The organism is Prevotella sp. oral taxon 317 str. F0108, assembly GCF_000162415.1.
In the GTDB taxonomy this organism is placed as follows: Bacteria; Bacteroidota; Bacteroidia; order Bacteroidales; family Bacteroidaceae; genus Prevotella; species Prevotella conceptionensis.
The window spans coordinates 256,216-277,280 of the sequence record NZ_GG740073.1 but is presented as its reverse complement, the minus strand read 5'-3'; the positions used below and the strand labels follow the sequence as shown (position 1 = coordinate 277,280).

18 protein-coding genes are annotated in these 21,065 nt (G+C 50.6%); all 18 read left to right on the top strand.

Features of this window, described 5'->3' with window-relative positions:
• The first annotated feature begins 161 nt into the window (after positions 1–161).
• The 18 genes from HMPREF0670_RS07870 to HMPREF0670_RS07785 all read left to right on the top strand — a co-directional run bounded on the left by HMPREF0670_RS07870 (position 162) and on the right by HMPREF0670_RS07785 (position 20,784).
• A complete protein-coding gene (locus HMPREF0670_RS07870; RefSeq protein ID WP_009230630.1) occupies positions 162–692 on the top strand; it encodes an RNA polymerase sigma-70 factor in 531 nt (176 codons plus the stop codon).
• 185 nt (positions 693–877) lie between these two features.
• The gene (locus HMPREF0670_RS07865) at positions 878–4,645 is read left to right on the top strand and encodes an endo-beta-N-acetylglucosaminidase (protein ID WP_009230629.1); all 3,768 of its coding nucleotides are present in this window, start codon (positions 878–880) and stop codon (positions 4,643–4,645) included.
• 1,674 nt (positions 4,646–6,319) lie between these two features.
• Entirely contained in the window at positions 6,320–7,042 is a 723-nt protein-coding gene (gene fabG, locus HMPREF0670_RS07860; protein ID WP_009230628.1) for a 3-oxoacyl-ACP reductase FabG, read from the top strand.
• 312 nt (positions 7,043–7,354) lie between these two features.
• Positions 7,355–8,572: a beta-ketoacyl-[acyl-carrier-protein] synthase family protein gene (locus tag HMPREF0670_RS07855; protein WP_009230627.1), complete on the top strand. Its 1,218-nt coding sequence runs from the start codon at positions 7,355–7,357 to the stop codon at positions 8,570–8,572.
• A 92-nt stretch (positions 8,573–8,664) separates the two neighbouring features.
• Positions 8,665–9,237, top strand: coding sequence for a hypothetical protein (locus HMPREF0670_RS07850; RefSeq protein ID WP_009230626.1), 573 nt, complete (start codon positions 8,665–8,667; stop codon positions 9,235–9,237).
• A gap of 200 nt (positions 9,238–9,437) precedes the next feature.
• Entirely contained in the window at positions 9,438–10,532 is a 1,095-nt protein-coding gene (locus tag HMPREF0670_RS07845) for a methyltransferase (RefSeq protein WP_009230625.1), read from the top strand.
• A 312-nt stretch (positions 10,533–10,844) separates the two neighbouring features.
• Positions 10,845–11,093: an acyl carrier protein gene (locus tag HMPREF0670_RS07840; RefSeq protein WP_009230624.1), complete on the top strand. Its 249-nt coding sequence runs from the start codon at positions 10,845–10,847 to the stop codon at positions 11,091–11,093.
• 24 nt (positions 11,094–11,117) lie between these two features.
• The gene (locus HMPREF0670_RS07835; RefSeq protein WP_009230623.1) at positions 11,118–12,020 is read left to right on the top strand and encodes a lysophospholipid acyltransferase family protein; all 903 of its coding nucleotides are present in this window, start codon (positions 11,118–11,120) and stop codon (positions 12,018–12,020) included.
• Positions 11,978–12,421: a pseudouridylate synthase gene (locus tag HMPREF0670_RS07830; RefSeq protein ID WP_009230622.1), complete on the top strand. Its 444-nt coding sequence runs from the start codon at positions 11,978–11,980 to the stop codon at positions 12,419–12,421. Before HMPREF0670_RS07835 ends, HMPREF0670_RS07830 begins: the two co-directional genes overlap by 43 nt.
• A 288-nt stretch (positions 12,422–12,709) precedes the next feature.
• Positions 12,710–13,126, top strand: coding sequence for an acyl-CoA thioesterase (locus tag HMPREF0670_RS07825; RefSeq protein WP_009230621.1), 417 nt, complete (start codon positions 12,710–12,712; stop codon positions 13,124–13,126).
• 203 nt (positions 13,127–13,329) lie between these two features.
• Positions 13,330–15,090 carry a beta-ketoacyl-[acyl-carrier-protein] synthase family protein gene (locus HMPREF0670_RS07820; RefSeq protein ID WP_009230620.1) on the top strand — a complete coding sequence of 587 codons (1,761 nt, stop codon included), beginning with the start codon at positions 13,330–13,332 and terminating at the stop codon, positions 15,088–15,090.
• A 95-nt stretch (positions 15,091–15,185) separates the two neighbouring features.
• Complete coding sequence (locus HMPREF0670_RS07815) at positions 15,186–15,443, top strand: phosphopantetheine-binding protein (protein WP_009230619.1); 258 nt, start codon at positions 15,186–15,188, stop codon at positions 15,441–15,443.
• Positions 15,440–17,188 (top strand): beta-ketoacyl synthase N-terminal-like domain-containing protein, encoded by a 1,749-nt coding sequence (locus HMPREF0670_RS07810; RefSeq protein ID WP_009230618.1) that lies wholly within the window; start codon positions 15,440–15,442, stop codon positions 17,186–17,188. The genes HMPREF0670_RS07815 and HMPREF0670_RS07810 overlap by 4 nt, the downstream gene beginning before the upstream one ends.
• Complete coding sequence (locus HMPREF0670_RS07805) at positions 17,167–17,526, top strand: EamA family transporter (RefSeq protein ID WP_009230617.1); 360 nt, start codon at positions 17,167–17,169, stop codon at positions 17,524–17,526. The genes HMPREF0670_RS07810 and HMPREF0670_RS07805 overlap by 22 nt, the downstream gene beginning before the upstream one ends.
• A gap of 424 nt (positions 17,527–17,950) precedes the next feature.
• Positions 17,951–18,577: an outer membrane lipoprotein carrier protein LolA gene (locus HMPREF0670_RS07800; RefSeq protein WP_009230616.1), complete on the top strand. Its 627-nt coding sequence runs from the start codon at positions 17,951–17,953 to the stop codon at positions 18,575–18,577.
• A gap of 21 nt (positions 18,578–18,598) precedes the next feature.
• Positions 18,599–18,997, top strand: coding sequence for a hypothetical protein (locus tag HMPREF0670_RS07795; protein WP_009230615.1), 399 nt, complete (start codon positions 18,599–18,601; stop codon positions 18,995–18,997).
• The gene (locus HMPREF0670_RS07790) at positions 18,981–19,343 is read left to right on the top strand and encodes a hypothetical protein (protein ID WP_009230614.1); all 363 of its coding nucleotides are present in this window, start codon (positions 18,981–18,983) and stop codon (positions 19,341–19,343) included. The genes HMPREF0670_RS07795 and HMPREF0670_RS07790 overlap by 17 nt, the downstream gene beginning before the upstream one ends.
• Positions 19,336–20,784, top strand: a complete 1,449-nt coding sequence (locus tag HMPREF0670_RS07785) for a glycosyltransferase (RefSeq protein ID WP_044077966.1) — start codon at positions 19,336–19,338, stop codon at positions 20,782–20,784. The genes HMPREF0670_RS07790 and HMPREF0670_RS07785 overlap by 8 nt, the downstream gene beginning before the upstream one ends.
• The last annotated feature ends 281 nt before the right edge of the window (positions 20,785–21,065 follow it).

Genomic DNA, 21,065 nt, shown 5'->3' with positions numbered 1-21,065 from the left:
CAAAAAAGTCTTATAAACTTGCGCTGGTTCGTTAAATAATGCGTATATTTGCAGAAAACTATTAGCACAGGCACGAAAAGCCGTTGCAACAAACTAGCTAAAAAACGCAACAAAAGGCTATAACCGATGGGCAAACCCCATTAAACCGCACCTACCCAAACATGACAGAAAAGGAGTTCCGAACATACTTTCGCGACTTATACCCACAGCTAGCGCAATATGCCACACGTCTGCTGGGGGCTCTTGATGTGGAAGACGTGCTGCAAGGCACGTTTTTGGAACTGTGGAACAGGCGCGACGACATCTCAACTGCGGCTCATGTGCGGGCATTTACCTATCGAACGGTATACACGCAATCACTCAACGTGCTGAAACACCGTGCCGTGGTGAACCGATATTCGGCGGCCGTTGTCGATATGGAAAACAAAACGGCAGCCTTACTGTCGCCCGACGCATGCGACGTGGCCTTTAACATGGCCTGCAAAGAGTTAAGCAACAAGCTTACCAACGCCATCGAGCAATTGCCACCCAAAAGCAAGGAGGCTTTTACGCTCAGCTATCTGCACGACATGAAGAACAAAGACATTGCCCAAGAGATGGGCATCTCGGTGCGAACGGTGGATGCGCATATCTATAACGCCCTGAGAACGCTGCGAACAAAACTGAAACTGACCGACCTTAACACCGACTGAGAGAAGGAAACATCGACGTACCACGAAGACATGCCCACGGGCTGGCTTAGCCCCGAACTACATTGATGCTTAAAAAACAAAATACAAAAACAACCGTCCTCGCAAAGGAAAACCCCCTAAACATCTGAAACGACAACACTATTGCGGGGAAACTCCCCAACAAAGTATTTATAAAACTATAAACAATGAAAAGAAAATCTACATTGATGGCCTTGGCGCTGTCGGCGATAGCCGTCACAGCCCAAGCGCAACGAACGCCATCACATCCGTTAGACATCGCGACGGCCGACGAAACCCAGTGGATTAACAGCTTCATGAGCTGGGAACCTGGGAAAACAATCGGCAACGCATCGCGCATTGACGACGAGTTTTTCATCTCGCGCGTAAAGCCTAGAAAGCGTATTGGCGCAGAACAAGGCGATTATACCGTAGATGCTACGGTAGACAGCAAGCGCAAGATGTGCTTGTGGGTTCCACTCGACGACCCAACGAGTACCTGGAAGGCCTTTCCGCGCTACTGTTTCGAAGGAGACAACTTCAGTCTGTGGAGCTATCTCGACATCCACGGCAACTGGACGGCACCTTGGGTAAGGTGTTCGGCAGGCCTATCCGACGTAGCTGCCAAGAACGGCGTAAAGGTGGGCACTCTGATGTCCATTCCCTGGGATGTACACATCAACATCAACTGGGGAACAAGCGGCCACGCAGCAACGCTAAAAATGCTTACCGAATCGAGCTATGGCAAGTATAAGTATGCTGAAAAGCTGGTACAATACATGAAGTACTACGGAATTAACGGCATTGGCGTTAACTCGGAGTTCAAGTCCGACCGTAGTTCAATGACTCGCCTCATCAATTTCTTCGCAGCTTGTCACGAAGAAGGAAAGAAACAAGACTGGGAATTCCAAGTATATTGGTACGACGGCACCAGCTCTTCTGGCAGAATCCACTTCGATGGAGGCCTTGATAGCCACAACGAAGAGATGTTTGGTGCTGGCGATAGGCCTGTTGTAGACATGCTCTTCTTTAATTATAACTGGGGCAAAGACCAACTCAACAACTCTGCCCGCAAGGCAAAGAGTATGAACAGAAGCAGTTACGACATCTATGCAGGCTGCGACATTCAAAAGAATGGAATGAGACTGTCTGGCGGAGACCGTTCTTGGCGCGCACTTTCTGAAACAAAGGCATCGGTTGGTTTCTGGGGTGCGCACAGTCAAAGTCTGTTGCACCAGAGTGCAACCGACGACGGAACCTCAGACATCGCCATACAAAAGGCTTACCTTTTAAAGCAAGAGCTATGTTTCAGCGGCGGACATCGCAACCCGGCTTATCGCCCCGAATTCACCGACAACTGCAACCTCTCCAACGCTTCTCTGCAACGTTTCCACGGACTTTCTTCGTTGCTAACGGCCAAGAGTACCATCACCAGCGTACCCTTCGTGTCCAGATTTAACCTGGGCAACGGCTTGAAGTTCTACAACCAAGGCGAAGTTACCTTCGACCACAAGTGGCATAACATCAACACACAAGACATTATGCCCACGTGGCGCTGGTGGATTACCAACGCAGAAGACAAGGTAGACGCCGCCTCTTACCCCTCATTGATTAAGGCCGACCTCATTTTCGACGAGGCTTACTTTGGCGGTTCGTGCCTTAGCCTGCACGGACAAACGGCCGCATCGCACGTTAAGCTGTTCAAAACCATGCTCGACGTAACAGCCGACAATACGCTTAGCATCACCTACAAGCTTACCGAGGGCAACAAAACCCACGCCAAGCTGTTCATCGCACTGAAAGGCGAAACCAACAAGTATAAGGAAGTGGCCATACCCGATGCACCAAAGGCAGGACAATGGAACACCTTCACCGCTAAAATGTCCGACTTTGGCATTACGGCCAACGCCACTGTGGCCATGATTGGTATCAAAGTAGAAGGAACAACCCACAACTACAACATGCTGGTGGGCGAAATGGCCGTGCGCAATCCCCAACAAGCCTTCAACACCAAGAAACCTACCGTGGGCGAACTGCAAGTTCTTAGAGGCCGTTACAATGCCTTCGACTTCAAGATGCGCTATTACAGCGACGACGGAACGGGCGCAAAGAAAACCTACAACGACGAAGTTGACACCTGGTACTACGAAATTTACATTCAACCGAAAGGTGGAAAAGAGCAATTGCTCACCGCTACCACATCGTGGGCGGCATACGTTGTAGACGCTCCTGTGCCTTCCGACAAGGCAAACCGCCAGGTAAGAATGGGCGTTAGAGCCATTTCGCCCGACGGACTTAACCATTCGGACATTGCTTGGAGCGCATGGACCGACATTCCTTACGACCAACCTTTGCACACCGCCAAGCTTAGCAAGGCCGTTATCAAGCCCGGAGAAGAGTTTACGCTCAGCCTAGAAGACCTTATCGAAGAGCCCGCACAAAAGTGGGAAGTTATCAGACCTAGCGATAAGCGAGTTCTTTTCAGCGCAGAGAACGCAACGAGCTGCAACCTCAAACTCGATGAGGTTGGCGTGTACGACGTTAGATTGGTAGACAACACAGGCCAAGAGCATCTCAATCGCGGCTTCATTCAGGTTTCGCCCGAAAGCACTGGTGCCGTGCCACACATCGAAAACATAACGCCCAGCAAACAACAAACCAAAGCCGGCGAAGAAGTGAAGTACAGCTTTACGGGCAAGAAAGGCGACGGCAAAGTGTCCAGAGGTCTTATCATCAGCGACCCCAGCATGTTCCGCATGCCTGCCGACTTGCAGCAAGGCACAACCTATTCGTACGCCCTTTGGTTCAAAGCCGAGCCATTCAGACACGACAAGCAAGGAACAAACCTCATTAACAAAAATACCATTAAGGACAATTGGCCCCACAACAACTGGGGAGACCTTTGGGTAACCATCCGTCCGCAATGGAAAAACCACGCAGCAAACGAGGTTTCGTTCAACACGATGGGCTGGAAAGACCACGATGATCCCAAAGCAGACATGATGTCAACCGGCTATCAAGTTGTACCTGGCGTGTGGACCCACATCGTTGTAACGCAAGATGGCGGCAGGCAGTGCATATACTTCAACGGTAAGCAAGTGGCTAACGCTTTCTTCGGTGCATCTACTCGCCGTGAAGATAGCGGAGATGGCCGCATACGCAGAAACGAGCTTGCAGACATATTTATCGGTGGCGGCAACGTGTACAAGGCTGGCTTTAACGGAGTGATAGACGAAGTGCAAGTATGGGACAAGTTCCTATCTGCCGAAGAAGTGAAACAATGTATGAATGGTTACAGCAAAGGCAATGTGCCCGCCAACTTGCGCGGATACTACACCTTTGAAGAGAAAACTGCCGATGGCAAGTACGCCAACTGGGGTAGTGCCGGCGAACAATTCAAGGGCGACGTTGTGGCCATTGCACAAGGTGGCGGCGAGAAAACGGACAACGCTTTCTACGATCCACGCGAAGACAACAACAATGTTCTGGGCTATCCCGGCATCTCTGGTACGCTAGAAGTGAAGACACAAGCCACCTGGACGCTCGATGGAGCAAACGTTATTGGCAGGGGCGATGTGGCTACTGTTACCTATGCCGCTGCCGGCAAGTACGCTGCAACGCTGAAACTGGCCAACCTCTGGGGTGAAGATACCAAGACCGTGACCGATATCGTTGAGGTAACGGGCACAACCAATGGTGTTAATGCCGTTGAAGCTGCCGACTTCGCCCTATATCCCAACCCCTTCGTTGAAAGTGTGAACCTACGCTTTGCCGAAGGTGGCGAATATACCATACAGGTAACGGGCGTTAACGGTGCCGTAATGCAGAACACCAAGGCAACGGCCAATGCTGGCGACGTGGTTAACGTGGCCATCACCGGTGCCAAGGGTCTTTACATCGTTCGCGTAATGAAGAACGGAAAACTGTATAAAGCAGTTAAAGTGGTTAAAGAATAGGCCATAAGCCCAATTCAGCACAACCATAACACTTGCCCGATGCCGCAGCGCAATGCTCGGCATCGGGCTTTTGCTTTATCCCAAATCGGGCATTAGAGCCTGTTCATATTTTGTGTATTGTTGAGCATATTGCCTGTCTTACACCCTTAAAGGCGTAGCGGGCTACGTCAAGAGAGTAAGACAGAAAATATGCCGACTAGCAAACGAAAGATGCACAGGAAGCAATGCAAACAACTCAAAATATTTGATAAGCGCTGTAATGTACGATTTGGATTTATTACCTTAATAAGATGATAGGCTTGTAAACGAAAGGCGATAACAATACAACCGCCACGCTCATCAAACGCTAACAGCCATACTTCATTCCACTCCATCTCTACTTCTTCCCTTTCGCGTGTACCCACAACCGATAACCTCATCACCTTACAAACTAAAAACTTCGTGAACTTAGGCGTAATGGACATTTGCTAGGCTGAAACCTCTGGCATGTCTTTTATTTATTACCTTTGCAGCATTTGATAACTCATGAACTCATAACCCCACAAAATCACAAGCTCATGAACTCATAAACTTATAAACCCACAAACTCACAAACTCATAAACTCACTAACTCACACCCTTAAAAAAAATTACCATATCTTTTACAAAACGGTTAAAAACTTCATCTCATTCTAGCGAGAATAAAGCTCCCTAAACATGCCATTGGGCACATTTTTCGGGTTTGCACCATTTATTCTTACACCAAATTTAAGACCATTACCTGCATTTAGCACCATTTTAGCTTTCTAATTGGTTGCCCACTCGCTATTTTTTCACTACCAAATACCTGCTTTTTACCCCCAAAAATCCACTTTTTAACGGCTATTTTGCCCTTTTTAGCCACATATTTAGTGGTTCTAAAAGGTCATGTTTATACAAATGCGGCGTATTTTTATGCTTATCATCGTGCATTTAGCTGCATATCACCCTGCGTTTAGCACCAAAACACCTTGCATTTAGCACCAAAACGTACTGCGTTTAGCACCAAAATGCACTGCATTTAGCATCAAAACGCACTGCATTTAGCATCAAAACGCACTGCATTTAGCGGCATATTGCACTACAATTAGCAGCAAACATCCCCAAAACGGGTACAAACAACCATTTTATTAAATAAAAATTCATTCCGTCTGCATTTCCAACTACCCCCTATTTTCCTCAAAACAAACCTCCACGAGAATCGATTATTTGCGACAAGGTAGGCGATTAGCGGAAAAAATCGCAGCCATAATGTTAAAACTTTTGCTGAAAAGTGGACATAACATCAGCTAATGAGTAGATAAGTTGAGAATAACAGGCACCCAATACACAAAGCATATCACTCCCCCTCTCCCCTTGGAGAGGGGTTGGGGGTGAGGCTGGTAGGGGCTGGGGGGTGAGGCTGACAGATAACAAGTTTACCAGTAACAAACGTGCAACACACAAGGCATACCACTCCCCTCTCCCCTTGGAGAGGGGCTGGGGGTGAGGCCAGTAGGGGGTGAGAAGAGCCCTTTTCCTCCCTTCACACCATCGCTTGCATTTGAAAAATCTAATAATAAAAGCAAATAATGGAATGATTTGCGAAAATATACTTATCTTTGCAAGTTACAAGAGGGGTTTGTTATCCCTAAATTTACTGAAAAGAAACATCAGATGAGATATGTATTGGTAACAGGAGCATCGCGCGGCATCGGCAGAGCCATAGCCATTAAGCTGGCTAAGCAAGGCTATGCCGTGGTGATTAACTACCTACACAACGACGAAGCTGCACAACAAACACGCGACCAGATTGTGGCAGAAGGCGGACAAGCCGAGCTGTCGCGCTTTGACGTGGCGCAACCCCAAGCCATAGAGCAGGCTGTGGAGCAATGGCAGCAACGCCATCCCGACGAGTATATCGACGTGTTGGTGAACAATGCGGGCATCCGTCGCGACAACCTGATGGTGTTTATGCAGAACGAAGAGTGGGAAAGCGTGTTGCAAACGTCGCTCAACGCCTTCTTCTACCTAACGCGCCGACTGCTGAAAGACATGCTTACCCATCGTCATGGGCGCATTGTAAACATCTCTTCGGTGTCGGGACTGAAAGGCATGGCTGGCCAAGTGAACTATTCGGCCGCAAAGGCCGCGCTTATCGGTGCCACAAAAGCCTTGGCACAAGAGGTGGCCGCACGCAAGGTTACGGTGAATGCCGTGGCTCCTGGATTTATAGAAAGCGACATGACGGGCGACTTAAACCAAGACGAACTGAAAAAAATCGTACCCATGAAACGCTTTGGAAAGGCCGAAGAGGTGGCCGCACTGGTGGCTTTCCTCGCATCGGATGAGGCTGCGTACATCACGGGAGAGACTATCAGCATTACGGGAGGGCTGTAAATTATCAAGGAGTCAAGGAATAAGGAGTTAAGGAGTTAAGCCAAATGCCTTGCTGGTGCATCGAGTACAACAAGTAATGGCCTATATTCCAAACATTAAGCTCCTATCTTAAAGCCAACAACGTGTTTGGTTTAACTCCTAGATAAGAACTACAAGAAAGTCGCAACATGTTTGGTTTAACCCTCACGATAGGAACTGAGAGAAAGTCGCGACATGTTTGGCTTAGTCCTCAAGATGAGAGCAGTGAGAAAGTCACAAAACATTTGGCTTAACTCCTTAACTCCTTACTCCTTAACTCCTAAAAAAGAACAAATGCAAAAAAGAGTGGTAATAACGGGCATCGGCGTATGGGGATGCTTGGGAAAAAACACCGAAGAGACAACTGCTGCGCTGCGAGCAGGGCAATCGGGCATCGGAATAGACGAGGCCCGACTTACCTATGGCTACCAAAGCGCATTGACGGGCATCGTTGAACGACCCGTATTGAAGGGCTTGCTAGACCGACGAATGCGCACGGGACTGCCCGAAGAGGGCGAATATGCCTTCATGGCTAGCCGCGAAGCCTTTGCCATGGCGGGCATCGACGACGATTATCTGCTGGCCAACGAGGTGGGCTGCATTTTCGGTAACGACTCTTCTTCAACGCCCGTTATCGAGGCTGCGGCCATTATGCGCGAGAAACACGACTCGCAACTGCTGGGGTCGGGCTACATCTTCCAGTCGATGAACTCGACGGTGACGATGAACCTAAGCACCATCTTCCACCTGCGCGGCATCAACTTCACCGTCAGTGCGGCATGTGCCAGTGGCAGTCACGCTATCGGATTGGGCTACATGATGATTAAACAAGGGCTGCAAAACATGGTGCTTTGTGGCGGCGCACAAGAGGTTAACCTCTACTCGATGGCCACATTCGATGCCCTTGGCGCCTTTTCTAAGCGCATGGACGACCCGCAGAGTGCCTCGCGACCCTTCGACCGCGACCGCGACGGACTGATACCTAGCGGTGGCGCGGCAGCATTGGTGCTCGAAGAGTACGACCATGCCGTGGCGAGAGGTGCCACAATCCTGTGCGAAGTGGTGGGATATGGCTTTTCGAGCAACGGCGGCGGCATATCGCAACCCAGCGACGAAGGCTCGGTTACGGCCATGACACGTGCGCTGAACGACGCCAACCTCTCGCCTGCCGACATCGATTACGTTAATGCGCACGCCACATCTACGCTGCAAGGCGACATGTTCGAGGCCATCGCGCTCGACCGATTGTTTGGCCAACACATGCCTTGGATTAGTTCTACCAAAGGAATGACAGGGCACGAGTGCTGGATGGCGGGCGCAAGCGAGGTGGTTTACTCCATCCTGATGATGCAAGGCGGCTTTGTTGCCCCCAACATCAACTTTGAAAACCCCGACGAACATTCGGCCAAACTACGACTGGCCACGCATCGCATCGACACACAAGTAAATACGGTGCTGAGCAATTCGTTCGGGTTCGGCGGTACCAACAGCGCACTTATCATTAAAAAATAGCATGCTGCGCACCCCCAACCTGCCACTAAAAGCACCGATGGGGCAAGCCTCTGGGCAGCGCAAGCCATGCACCAAACTTAATACCTAGCGTTATGAGACATCTTATTTTAGCACTCGCCATGCTGGCCCTTGCGCCGAAAGCTATGGCCGACAGTGACATGAACTTTATCAGGGGCAATGCCTGCATCGTTAACGACCAACGCAAATGCGTGGTAGACGTAGACTACTCGGATCTGAACATCGAGGGAAAACCCTGCATGCAGTACCTGCAAGATAGGGGCGAAGAGAACGTGCGCGACTGGAAAAGCGACATGGAGCTGTGCATTAGCCAGTTTGTGGAGAAGTGGAACAAAGACAACAAGGGCGCACTGAAAGCCATTGCCGAGAAAGATGAGGGCACACCCTTGCGCCTTGTGGTGAAGATGAAGCGCCTGCACCTGGGCATTACCGCGCTGGCCGTGGTTATTGGTTTCGGTTCTGGCGATGCCCATCTGGCATGCGAAGTGGACATATACGATGGCAACAAGGAGATTACCAAACTTCGCATCGACGACCTTTCCAGTGGTAGCCAATACACCGAGAGCCAACGCTTGCGTGACATCTTTAAGAAACTGGCCGCGCGGTCGGTGAAGTGTCTCAAGAAAGCTTGTAAGAAACAGAAATAAGTTCGTAGGGTTCCCCGACAGGCATTTCGTTCAGTTCTGGTGTGCTTAGGTTTGCAGGCCAGCGGCCTTGTGCCCAAAACAGGCAGGTTTCCAGGCAAACGCCTCGCCCAAAGAACATCAAAACCGTTGGCCCTACACATCTGCTTACGCCCCAAATCAGAAACTCATAAACTAGTAAACTCATATACGTAGTACATTATATGCACCTCTTTCCCGCATTATCTAAGAAGTATTGCCACGAGCGCATGTCGGCAGGCGAGGCACAACGCATGGCCCAATTCATCGCTTGGGCGCCCATGGTGTTCCAAGTTTCGCGCCTAATGGTGAAGTTCGGCATACTCGACTTGCTGCGCGACAGCCACGACGGACTGACGCAAGGCGAGCTGGTGCAACGCACCAAGCTATCAACCTATGCCGTAAAGATACTTACCGAGGCCTCGCTTTCGGCTGGAATTGTGCTGGTAGACGAAGAAACGGGCCGTTTCTCGCTATCGAAAACGGGCTGGTTCTTGCTCACCGACGACTCTACACGGGTGAACATGGACTTCAACCACGATGTAAACTATCGCGGGATGTTCTTCTTAGAAGAGGCCTTGACGAACGAAAAGCCCGAAGGACTGAAAACGCTTGGCAACTGGCCTACCATCTACGAGGGACTATCGAAACTGCCCGAAGAGGTGCAAAGCAGCTGGTTTGGGTTCGACCACTTTTATAGCGACAACTCGTTTAGCCAAGCTTTGAACATCGTTTTCGCCCATAACCCACGCCATTTGATGGACGTTGGCGGCAATACGGGACGGTTTGCGTTGCGCTGCGTGGCTCATTCGGCCGACGTAAACGTAACCATCGTGGACCTACCTGGGCAGATTGGCATGATGAAAAAGAACATCGAAGGCAAAGAAGGGGCCGAACGCATTGCCGATTATCCCACTGATTTGCTGGACAAGACAAACGAACTGCCCAAGGGAGAGTGGGACGTGATATGGATGAGTCAGTTTCTCGACTGCTTTTCGGAGCCACAAATAGTGGCCATTCTGCAAAAGGCGGCTGCCGTGATGAATCCCAATACACGCCTTTTCATTATGGAAACGTTTTGGGACAGGCAACAATACGAAACCACAGCCCTATGCCTAACCATGACCAGTGTTTACTTTACGGCTATGGCCAACGGCAATTCGAAGATGTATCACAGCGAAGACATGGCCCGACTGATAGATCAAGCTGGCCTGAAAGTGGTGGCCACGCACGACGGAATAGGTCGCGGGCACAGCATTTTGGAGGTTTCGCTACCCTAAGGCTGGGGCTAACGCGGCCTGCGAGTAGGCACTACATACAGCAAAAAAACGCTGTTTTTGAAATGAATGCCCATTAAATGGTGAGGCAAAACAAAGTGCAAGTGCCGGTACAAGAGCCTTGTAGCCGGGCTACAAAAGGCTTGTAGTGCCACTACAAACCACTTGTAGTGCAGCTACAAAGGGCTTGTAGTGGCAGTACAAAAAGGCTTGTACCGATGGGCCGACGACAAAAGTGTTATTGACAGACGGCATTTCTGCGGCCATTGGTTTTGAAAACAAGATATAAAAGAACATTAATCATACATTATAAATATGTCTAGACAAGAAATAGAAGAGAAAGTAAGAGAATTTCTTATTGAGGATTTGGAGATTGACGAAGAAAAGATTGTTCCCGAAGGAAAGCTTAAAGACGACCTAGGAATCGACAGCCTAGACTTCGTTGACATTGTGGTTATCGTGGAAAAGAAGTTCGGATTTAAAATAAAACCCGAAGAGATGGCTGGCATAACCACCCTCGGACAATTCTGCGACTACATCGAAAGCAAAGTGAACAACGCCTAAACGCAATCTCCGTAAGGCTGATATATGGAATGGCAAGGCAGAACAGACGGTAATCGTTGGATGCAACAGCAATTGATAAATTGCTTTCGTTTCCTCTCCCTACACATCTATTATATGGGTGTGGCGGTGGTGGTGCCGTTCTATATGCTCTTCGGTAAGGGCTTTAAGCCCAGTTATGGGTTCTATCGCAAAAGGTTTGGATGGAATGCGCTGAAATCGTTTTGGTGGAGTTATAAAAACCACTTGCGCTTTGGGCAGGTGATGATAGACCGCTTTGCGCGATATGCAGGCAAGACCTTCGCCCTTACAACCGACAATATCGAGTTGTATAACGAACTGGAAGCGGGCGACGAGGCCTTTGTGATGCTGAGCGCACACGTGGGAAACTACGAGATGGGCGGCTATATGCTCACGGCTAAGCGCAAAAGTATGCACATGTTGGTGTTTGCACAAGAGACGGAAACGGTGATGGAGAACCGCAAAAAGCAGTTCGGCCGAACCAATATCCGCATGATACCCGTTGACAATGGGATGAATCATCTCTTTGCCATCAACGAAGTGCTTGCCACAGGACAGATATTAAGCCTTACAGCCGACAGGCGATTTGGTTCGGAGCGGTCGGTTGTTTGCCGTTTCTTCGGTGGCGATGCGCTTTTTCCACTAGGTCCGTTTGCCACCATCGTGCAACGCGATGTGCCTACGTTGGTTGTACTGGTGGTTAAGACGGGCATCAAAAGCTATCGCGCCATACTTACTCGACTGCCGCTACCTCCTACCAACTTACCACGCAAAGAACGCATACAACAACTGGCACAAGCCTACGCCAACGAGTTGGAACGCGTGGTGAGGCTGTATCCCGAACAATGGTTTAACTTCTTTAATATATGGACAACAACCACAAGCTCATCGGCCGAACCGTCGACGTAAGCGAGCTTTTGCCCCAGCAGCCGCCATTTGTAATGGTAGACAGCTTGCTGAGCTTTGACAACGACACCACCGTTTGCGGCTATTGCGTGCCAGAAGACGGCGTGTTTACCGACAACGGGCAACTCTGCGCCGCTGGATTGGTGGAGAACGTGGCCCAAACTTGTGCCGCGCGACTGGGCTTTTACAATAAGTATGTGCTCAATCGGCCTGTTCAGTTGGGTTTCATCGGTGCCATTCGCAACTTCTGCGTGGCTCGTCTGCCTCGCGTTGGCCAACAACTCGTCACCACGATACACGTAGAAGAAAACGTGATGGGCATGACTTTGGCCTCTGCAAAGGTGGAATGCGAAGGCGAAACGGTGGCTACTACGGAGATAAAGATTGCGTTGATTGAGGAGTGAGTTGAGGAGTATGCCGAGGAGTTAAGGAGTTAAGGAGTTAAGGAGTTAAGCCAATGGCCTTGTTGCTTTCTCGATACACTTCCCTACTCCAACGAGTAAAAGGAGAATGCTTTAAAAGCATACGGCTTAACTCCATAACTCCATAACTCCTTAACTCCTCAAAATACGGCTTAACTCCTTAACTCCATAACTCCTTAACCCCTCTGCATACGGCTTAACTCCTTAACTCCTTAACTCCTTAACTCCTCTGCATACTCCTTAACTCCTTAACTCCTCAAATAACAACAAATGTCCCTTCAAGCATCCAAAGAAATAGAGATAAGGTTTAGCGAAGTAGACTCGATGAACGTGGTGTGGCATGGTTCTTACGCCCTTTACTTCGAGGATGCACGCGAGGCTTTCGGTGCCAAATACGGCCTGGAATACCTCACTATCGCCGACAATGGCTACTACGCACCGCTAGTTGAGCTGACGTTTAAGTATCGGCAGCCCATCGCTTACGGCATGAAATGCCGCATCGACATATTCTATGTGCCCACCGAAGCGGCTAAAATCGTGTTCGATTACGAGATAAGGCGTAGCGAAGACAACGCGCTGATGGCCACAGGTCATAGCGTGCAGGCCTTCATGAACAAGCAATATCAGCTGGAATGGTATCGCCCACCCTTCTATCAAGAGTGGCAAGAGCGGTGGAAAGTGGTGTAAGGGGGTAGTTAGTAGTAAGGAGTAAGAAGTAAGGAGAAAAGTAGTAAGGAGTAGGTAGTAAAAGTAGTAAGAAGAAAGCCGTAAATCGTAAGTTGGAAGTTGTAAGGAGCAAGTAAAAAGGAAGAAACAATAAGGAGTAAGTAGTGGGATAAACCACCTCACACCTTATATATATAAGCAAAGAAGACGCAATATAAGCAAAGATGACGCATTGCATTGCACACAACATATCGTCGCCCTTGGGCTGGACGAGCGAAGAAAACTTCGCCGCCGTGCTGCAAGGGCGCACAAAACTAACCACCCACAAGGACAAATGGGCACTGCCGCAAAGCTTTGTGGCATCTCTCTTCGACGATAACGCCGTGGAGGAACGTTTCAACAGCCACGTGGGTGATGTGGGTTTGGCCCTCTCGCGCTTTGAGATGCTCGTCGTATTGTCTGTAAAACAGGCCGCCGAACAAGCCCAAATCAACCTCAGCAGCAGCGATGTGGGCATCGTTCTCGCAACAACAAAAGGCAATGTAGAGTTGCTTTCGCCCACCAATCAGCCCCACATACCACGCCAACGCACGCTCATAGCCCCCTCGGCAGCGGCCATTGCCCAGGCGTTAGGCAGTCCCAACACGCCCCATGTGGTGTGCAACGCCTGCATTTCGGGGGCTCACGCCCTACTCTTTGCCCATCGTCTGTTGGAGATGGGGCAGTATCGGCAGGTCGTTGTGTGCGGTTGCGATGTGCAATCGGCCTTCATCGTGTCGGGGTTTCAGTCGTTCAAGGCCTTCTCGCAAGCGCCTTGCAAGCCATTCGACCTATATCGCGACGGACTAAACCTCGGCGAAACGGCGGCAACGATGATACTATCGGCCACTGAACCAGCAACCCAACGCGCATGGCACATCGTGGGCGGAGCCGTCAGAAACGACGCTTACCACATTTCAAGTCCCTCGAAAAAGGGCGAAGGATGCTATCGGGCGTTGGTGGCAACGGGCGTAAACGATGCCGAGAACATCGCTTTCGTCAGCGCACACGGCACCGCCACGCCCTATAACGACGAGATGGAGGCCAAGGCTTTGCATCGGGCTGGGCTCTCGGCTGTACCCGTTAACGCCCTTAAAGGCATTTACGGACACACGATGGGTGCCGCCGGCGTGCTAGAAACCGTCCTTTCGATGATGTCTATCGAAGACGGAACGGTGCTGCCCACCATCGGTTTCAGCGAGTTAGGGGTAAGCAAGCCCTTGCTTATCAGCGCACAAGCGCAGCCCACAAGTAAACGTTCGTTCGTTAAAATGCTGTCGGGCTTTGGCGGATGCAACGTTGCCATGAGGTGGCAATGGGGCGAAAACACGGCCTACGGCAACGAAACGCAGGGCCAAAGCAAGGCACTGCCCGCGCTTACACCGCTCCGCCGCGTGCAAATTACGCCACAAGAAGTGCAGATCGACGGCCACACACAGGCCATCGACAACCCAAACGGCGCGCTACTCACAGCCATCTACAAGCAATGGGCCAACGATTACCCCAAGTTTTACAAGATGGACGGCCTTAGCAGGCTGGCTTTCGCGGCAGGCGAACTGCTCACCAAGGGCACAGAGGGGCTGCCAAGCATGGCGTTAGACGATAGCGCAGCCATCGTTTTCGTAGGAAACAGCGGCTCGTTGGCCAGCGACATCAAGTATCAAGGCACCATTCAGCAAGCCGACAACTTCTTCCCGTCGCCTGCTCACTTCGTTTACACCCTGCCAAACATCGCCACTGGCGAACTGGCCATACGCCATAACGTGCACGGCGAAACGGCTTTCTTCATCGCATCGCAACTTCACGAGGCGCAAATGGGCACCTTGTTGCAGTCGGCCGCAATGGACGGAGAGGCCAAACAGGTGGTAGGCGGATGGCTGGAATACGAAGACGACACCCACTTTGAAGCGCAAATAACATTATATCATGTGGAGCGTGGCGCATAAAAAAGCCACACCACGCCCTGTAAAGGCAAACAAGTAAGCATAAACCAAGCGGCGCATAGCACTGCACTTGCGCCCAAACATAACGACAATACAAAATGGAAGAACTGAAAGAAACCTTGAAAAAGCAAATAATCGAGGCCTTGTCGCTAGAAGACATGCGCCCCGAAGACATCGACGATGCCGCTCCCTTGTTCGGCGACGGACTGGGATTAGACTCTATCGACGCGCTAGAACTCATCGTATTGATGGAGAAACAATACGGCATTCGCCTGAACAACCCTGCCGAAGGTAAAGAAATCTTGGCCTCGGTGAACACGATGGCCGAGTATATAGAAAAGAACCGCACGAAATGATTGTTGTTACAGGAACGGGAATTGTATCGGCTATCGGCACAAACACGCCCGAAGTGGCGCATGCTTTGTTGGCCGACACCAGCGGCATTGCACCAGTTCGCTTTCTAGAAACCCAGCACAGCCAGATGCCCGTGGGCGAAGTAAAGCTCTCTAACGAACAGTTGGCCCAGCGGTTGGGCGTGCCTTGCACGGCAAACACCTCGCGAACGATGCTCCTTGGCACACTAGCTTTGCGCGAGGCGTTGGCAATGGCAGGCATCAACAGCGAGCAATTGGCGGATGTTGCCCTGGTTTCGGGCACCACAGTGGCCGATATGGACTGCGTTGAACGCCACTTCAACGCGGCCCAAAGCAACAATGCGCTGGGCGATTGCGGCCGCTCTACCCAAGAGATGGTGCAGAATGTAGGCCCGTTCGGTTACGTAACAACATGCAGCACGGCCTGTTCGTCGGCCGCAAACGCCTTTATCCTAGGGGCAAATCTCTTGCGTTCGGGGCGTTTCAAGCAAGTAGTTGTGGGCGGAACAGAATGCCTTTCGCGCTTTCATTTCAATGGATTTAGGTCGCTGATGATACTCGACGGCGAGCCTTGTCGCCCCTTCGACGACACCCGCGCAGGACTAAATCTGGGCGAAGGAGCAGCATTCGTGGTGCTCGAAACGGCCGAACATGCCGCCCAACGCGGCGTAGAGGTCTTGGCAGAGCTTAGCGGATGGGGCAACGCTTGCGATGCTTTCCACCAAACAGCCTCGTCAGACGATGGCATAGGGGCCGTACTTTCCATGCGGCAAGCCTTGAAAAGGGCGGCTTTGCAGCCTGCCGACATCGACTACGTGAACGCTCACGGCACAGGAACCCCCAACAATGATGCCAGCGAAAGCGCGGCTTTGCACAGTGTTTTCGGCGAAAAGGTACCTCCCGTGTCGTCTACTAAGTCGCGAACAGGCCATACCACCAGTGCATCTGGCAGCATCGAGGCCGTTATTTGCCTATTGGCCATGCGCCAAAGCTTTATCCCCAGCAACCTCAATTGGCAGCATGCTATGGCCGACGGCATCGTTCCTGTGGCGCAAACGCTGCGCCAACAGCAGCTTCGACATGTGCTTTGCAACTCGTTTGGCTTTGGCGGAAACGACACATCGCTCGTGTTTTCGGCACCATCTACAAGCAACACGCCATTGCAAACGCCGCCATTACGCCCCGTATATGTTAAAACGGTGGTGAAGTTTGCCGACATTCCTGAAACCGAACTGCCACGCATCCCGCCGTTAGTGGCACGCCGTTTGAGCGGTGTTCTGCGGCGCGCGCTGCTCACTTCGCTTGTTACCTTAAAGCGTTCAGGCATCGAACAGCCGCAAGCCATCGTTACTGGCACGGCTCTTGGCTGCGTAGAAGAGACCGAGAAGTTTCTTCGCGAACTGGCTAACGACGGCGAGGGGAGTTTGAAACCCACCAATTTCATCCACTCAACGCACAACACCATCAGCAGTCTTATTGCCATTCACACCCATTGCCACGGCTATAACAGCACCTATGCGCACGGGCAACGCTCGTTGGAAAGCGCACTAACCGATGCTTGGCTACAAATAGCCTTGGGCGATTTACACACGGCTTTGGTGGGATGGCACGATGAAGAAGGGCAAACGGCCCTTTCGATGGTACTTACAAACGAAGCGGATGGGGCGGAATACGCCCTCAATTCGCTTGAAGACGTTAGGCAACTATGTTCAAATTACTCGCATTAGCCCTCGTGCAATCGGCCTTATTGGCTGCCATACAGGTAACATTAAAGCTGTCTTTGCAGCAGATTGGTGCCTTTTCGTGGTCGTGGGCGTTCTTCGCTCGCGCCCTTACCTGCCTTTGGTTCGCGCTTTGCGGTATATGCTACGCCCTTTCAACGGTGTTGTGGCTCTACATCTTAAAGCACTATCCGCTGAGTCAGGCCTATCCGCTGATAAGTCTTAGCTATGTAATGGGCATGCTTGCTGCCGTGTTTGTCTTTCACGAGGCTGTTCCGTTGGTTCGCTGGCTGGGTGTAGGACTTATCATGGCAGGCGTGGTGATGGTGAGTTATCAGGGATGAGAAGTGAGGAGTTAAGGAGTTAAAAAGTGAGGAGTTAAGGAGTTAAAAGCGAGGAGTTAAGGAGTTAAGGAGTTAAGGAGTTAAGCCAAATGCTTCTGATAAGGAGTTAAGGAGTTAAGGAGTTATGGAGTTAAGCCAAATGCCTAGGTGGCGTTAGCCATTTTTTCACTCTTTCACCCTTTACCCTTTCACCTTCTAAAGGGCGCAGCCATTCTTTCACCTTTTCACCTTTTCACCCTTTCACCTTTAAGGAGTTAAGCCAAATGCTTTGTTGCAGAGGGGCTAACTACCTTGTTAACTTGTCAACTCATCAACTCATAAACTTGTCAACTCATAAACTCATAAACTCACAAACTCATAAACTCACAAACTCATAAACTCACAAACTCATAAACTCGTAAATAATTCCATTTATTCAATTGATATGAACTATATATTATCCATAATATTACTTTTCGTGCCACTAATAGGCCATGCGCAAACCGCGGTAAGCGGTGCAAAGGCCGATGAGATGATGCAGAAGGTGGGCGAAGTAGCCCAGAAAACGAAGAGTTTGCAGTGCTCGTTCACACAAACGAAGACACTGAAAATGCTTAGTCAGAAGATGGTTTCTAAGGGAAGGATGTGTTACAGTCAGCCTTCCAAGTTGCGTTGGCAGTACACTTCGCCCTACCAATACACCTTTATCCTTAACGGAACGAAGGTGTTGATGAAGAGCGCGCAACGCAAAGACGTGATAGACGCGGCCAAGAACAAGGTGTTTCGCGAGATAACGGGCATCATGCTCAGCAGCGTTACAGGCGAATGCCTTACAGACAAGCAGCGGTTTAAGACGCAAATGTTTGTTGATGGCGACAAATGGATTGCCCAACTAACGCCCCTTAAAAAAGAAATGAAACAGATGTTCAGCCTACTTGTCATCACTTTCGACAGCAAACAGCTTATCGCAACAACCGTTGAGATGCGCGAAAAGGGTGGCGACAACACCCGCATAGAACTGCATCAGGTGAAGAAAAACGCCGCAGTGAGCGACGAAGAGTTTAAGATTTAAGGTCATCACACACCCCATCGCATGCGCACCATAACCCTTTACATCCTTCTATTATGGTTCTCCGTTGCCTCGCTTTCGGCCCAAGGTCGGCGTTGGAACGTAGAGTTAAGCTTTAAAAAGGCCGCCATAACAGGCCTTTGCATCATCGACACCGTGGAACAACAGCCACGCGGAGCCATCCTTAACGAGTTCGGGATAAAGATGGTAGACTTCGTTTGCATGCCCAACGGCAAGGTAAAGCTATATAACTTGGTGCCCATGCTCAACAAATGGTACATACGCCGCGTGCTGCGCCACGACCTACAACAAATCGTTCCGCAACTGGTTACGCGCGATTCGCTGACATACGAAAACCCGAAACGCCACATTACCTACCGCTTTAAACCCCTTAAACCTACAGAAGATGAAACTGAAAGATAACTTTTACACCATTGAGAACGCCACACACGATGCCGACAAGCACGTTTTCGGTGTGCGGCTCAACCCCAACCACGCCATCTACGCGGCGCATTTCCCCGGCAATCCCATCACGCCAGGAGCCTGCACACTGCAAATGGTGGGCGAACTGGCCGAAGAAGTGGTGGGCAAACCCTTGCAGCTAAGCTGTGCCAAGAACGTGAAATACCTTGCCCCACTTACCCCGACAGACACGCCCTGCCCCACTTTCGCCCTCAATATACGATGCGAAGGCAACACGTGGCTAGTAAAAGCGGAGGTGAAAAACAACGAACACGTGTTTGCCAAACTGTCTTTGGTGTATGAATAACAACCGCGTATGCGTGGTGATACCCACTTATAACAATGCCACCACACTGGCCAGCGTGGTGCGCGGAGTGGCCCAACACACGCCAAACATCATCGTGGTGAACGACGGAAGTACCGACGACACCGCCCAACTGCTTGCAACGCATTTCCCAGAGCTATGCGTTGTTACCCATACATGCAACCGCGGCAAGGGTGCGGCCTTGCTCAGCGCATTTAAACAGGCGCAAAACATGGGCTATACGCACGCCATCACCATCGATGCCGACGGCCAACACGCGCCCGCCGACCTGCCTTTGTTCTTCAAAGCCATACACCAAGCACCCAATGCCATTGTGGTGGGCAACCGCTTTGATGCCGATAAGTTTTCGGAAACCAACAACCGCAACATGAATGGGCAGAGTAAGTTTGCCAATAAGTTCAGCAACTTTTGGTTTGCGCTGCAAACAGGTAGGTGCTTACCCGACACGCAAACGGGTTTTCGCGCCTACCCTTTGCGCCTGTTGCGCTGGTTGCCCTTGGTAACAAACCGATACGAAAGCGAACTTGCCTTGCTGGTGTTTGCCGCTTGGCACAACGTGCGCACCATTTCAATCCCCATCAACGTGCATTATCCGCCACGCGAAGAGCGCGTTAGCCACTTCCGCCCAGGCGTAGACTTCGCCCGAATTAGTGTGCTAAACACCTTCCTCACCTTCTTCGCCATCGTCTATGCCCTGCCGCGTAAGCTTTTGCGCGTGGTTTGCACGGCAGGCGTGTTGTTGCTGATGTTCGTGTTGATGTTCTTTTTGCAGATAGGCATGCTGATTTATTTTCTGTCGCATCGCGTAAGCGAAACCGAACGCCTGCGTTTTCATGCCCTTATACAGCGCATCGCCCGCACACTGCTGCGCCTTTTGCCCGGCATAAAAACGCGTTTCGACAACCCCGCGGGCGAAGACTTCGCGCAACCTTCCATCATTATCAGCAACCACCAAAGCCACCTCGACCTGCTTTGCATCCTTGCGTTAACGCCGCGCATGGTGATACTCACCAAGCGGTGGGTGTGGTACAACCCCCTGTATGCCGTTGCCATACGTTTTGCCGAGTATTTGCCCGTTACGCGCAACATCGAAGACAACGAACAGCGCATTGCCCACCTTGTTAAACGCGGATATAGCGTGATGTTGTTCCCCGAAGGCACGCGTTCGGCCTCGCTCAAAGTGCAACGTTTTCATCAAGGTGCCTTTTATTTAGCCAAACGCTTTCAGTTAGACATTGTGCCTGTGTTGCTCTACGGCACGGGGCATGTGCTTAACAAGCGCGCCCGAACACTATCTTCTGGCAACATCGTGGTAAGCATTATGCGCCGAACGGCGTTATCAGCGTTTGATAAGGACATAACGCCAAGAGAGTTGGCACGCCATTTTAGGAAAATGTATGCTGAAGAATTGGAGAGTTTTTGATGCAAACAGGCGGGGGCGATGGCGTATAATAAGAAAAGTGCTCTTCGCTTATATTGAAGTTGTATTGACCTTTAAATTGAAAGGGGGGTATAATCAGAGCGGGGGCGGACTGGTCTGACTTGTCCGTTGTATTGACCTTTAATTTGAAAGGGCTGTATAATATTTGTGCTGCAAAACCATGAAAAACACGTCTCTCTTGTACGAAGTACCAGACTAAGATACGATAAAATCTGATTTTCTGCCCCATTCGCCTGTGTCCAGAAATGGTTGTTTCTCAAAAA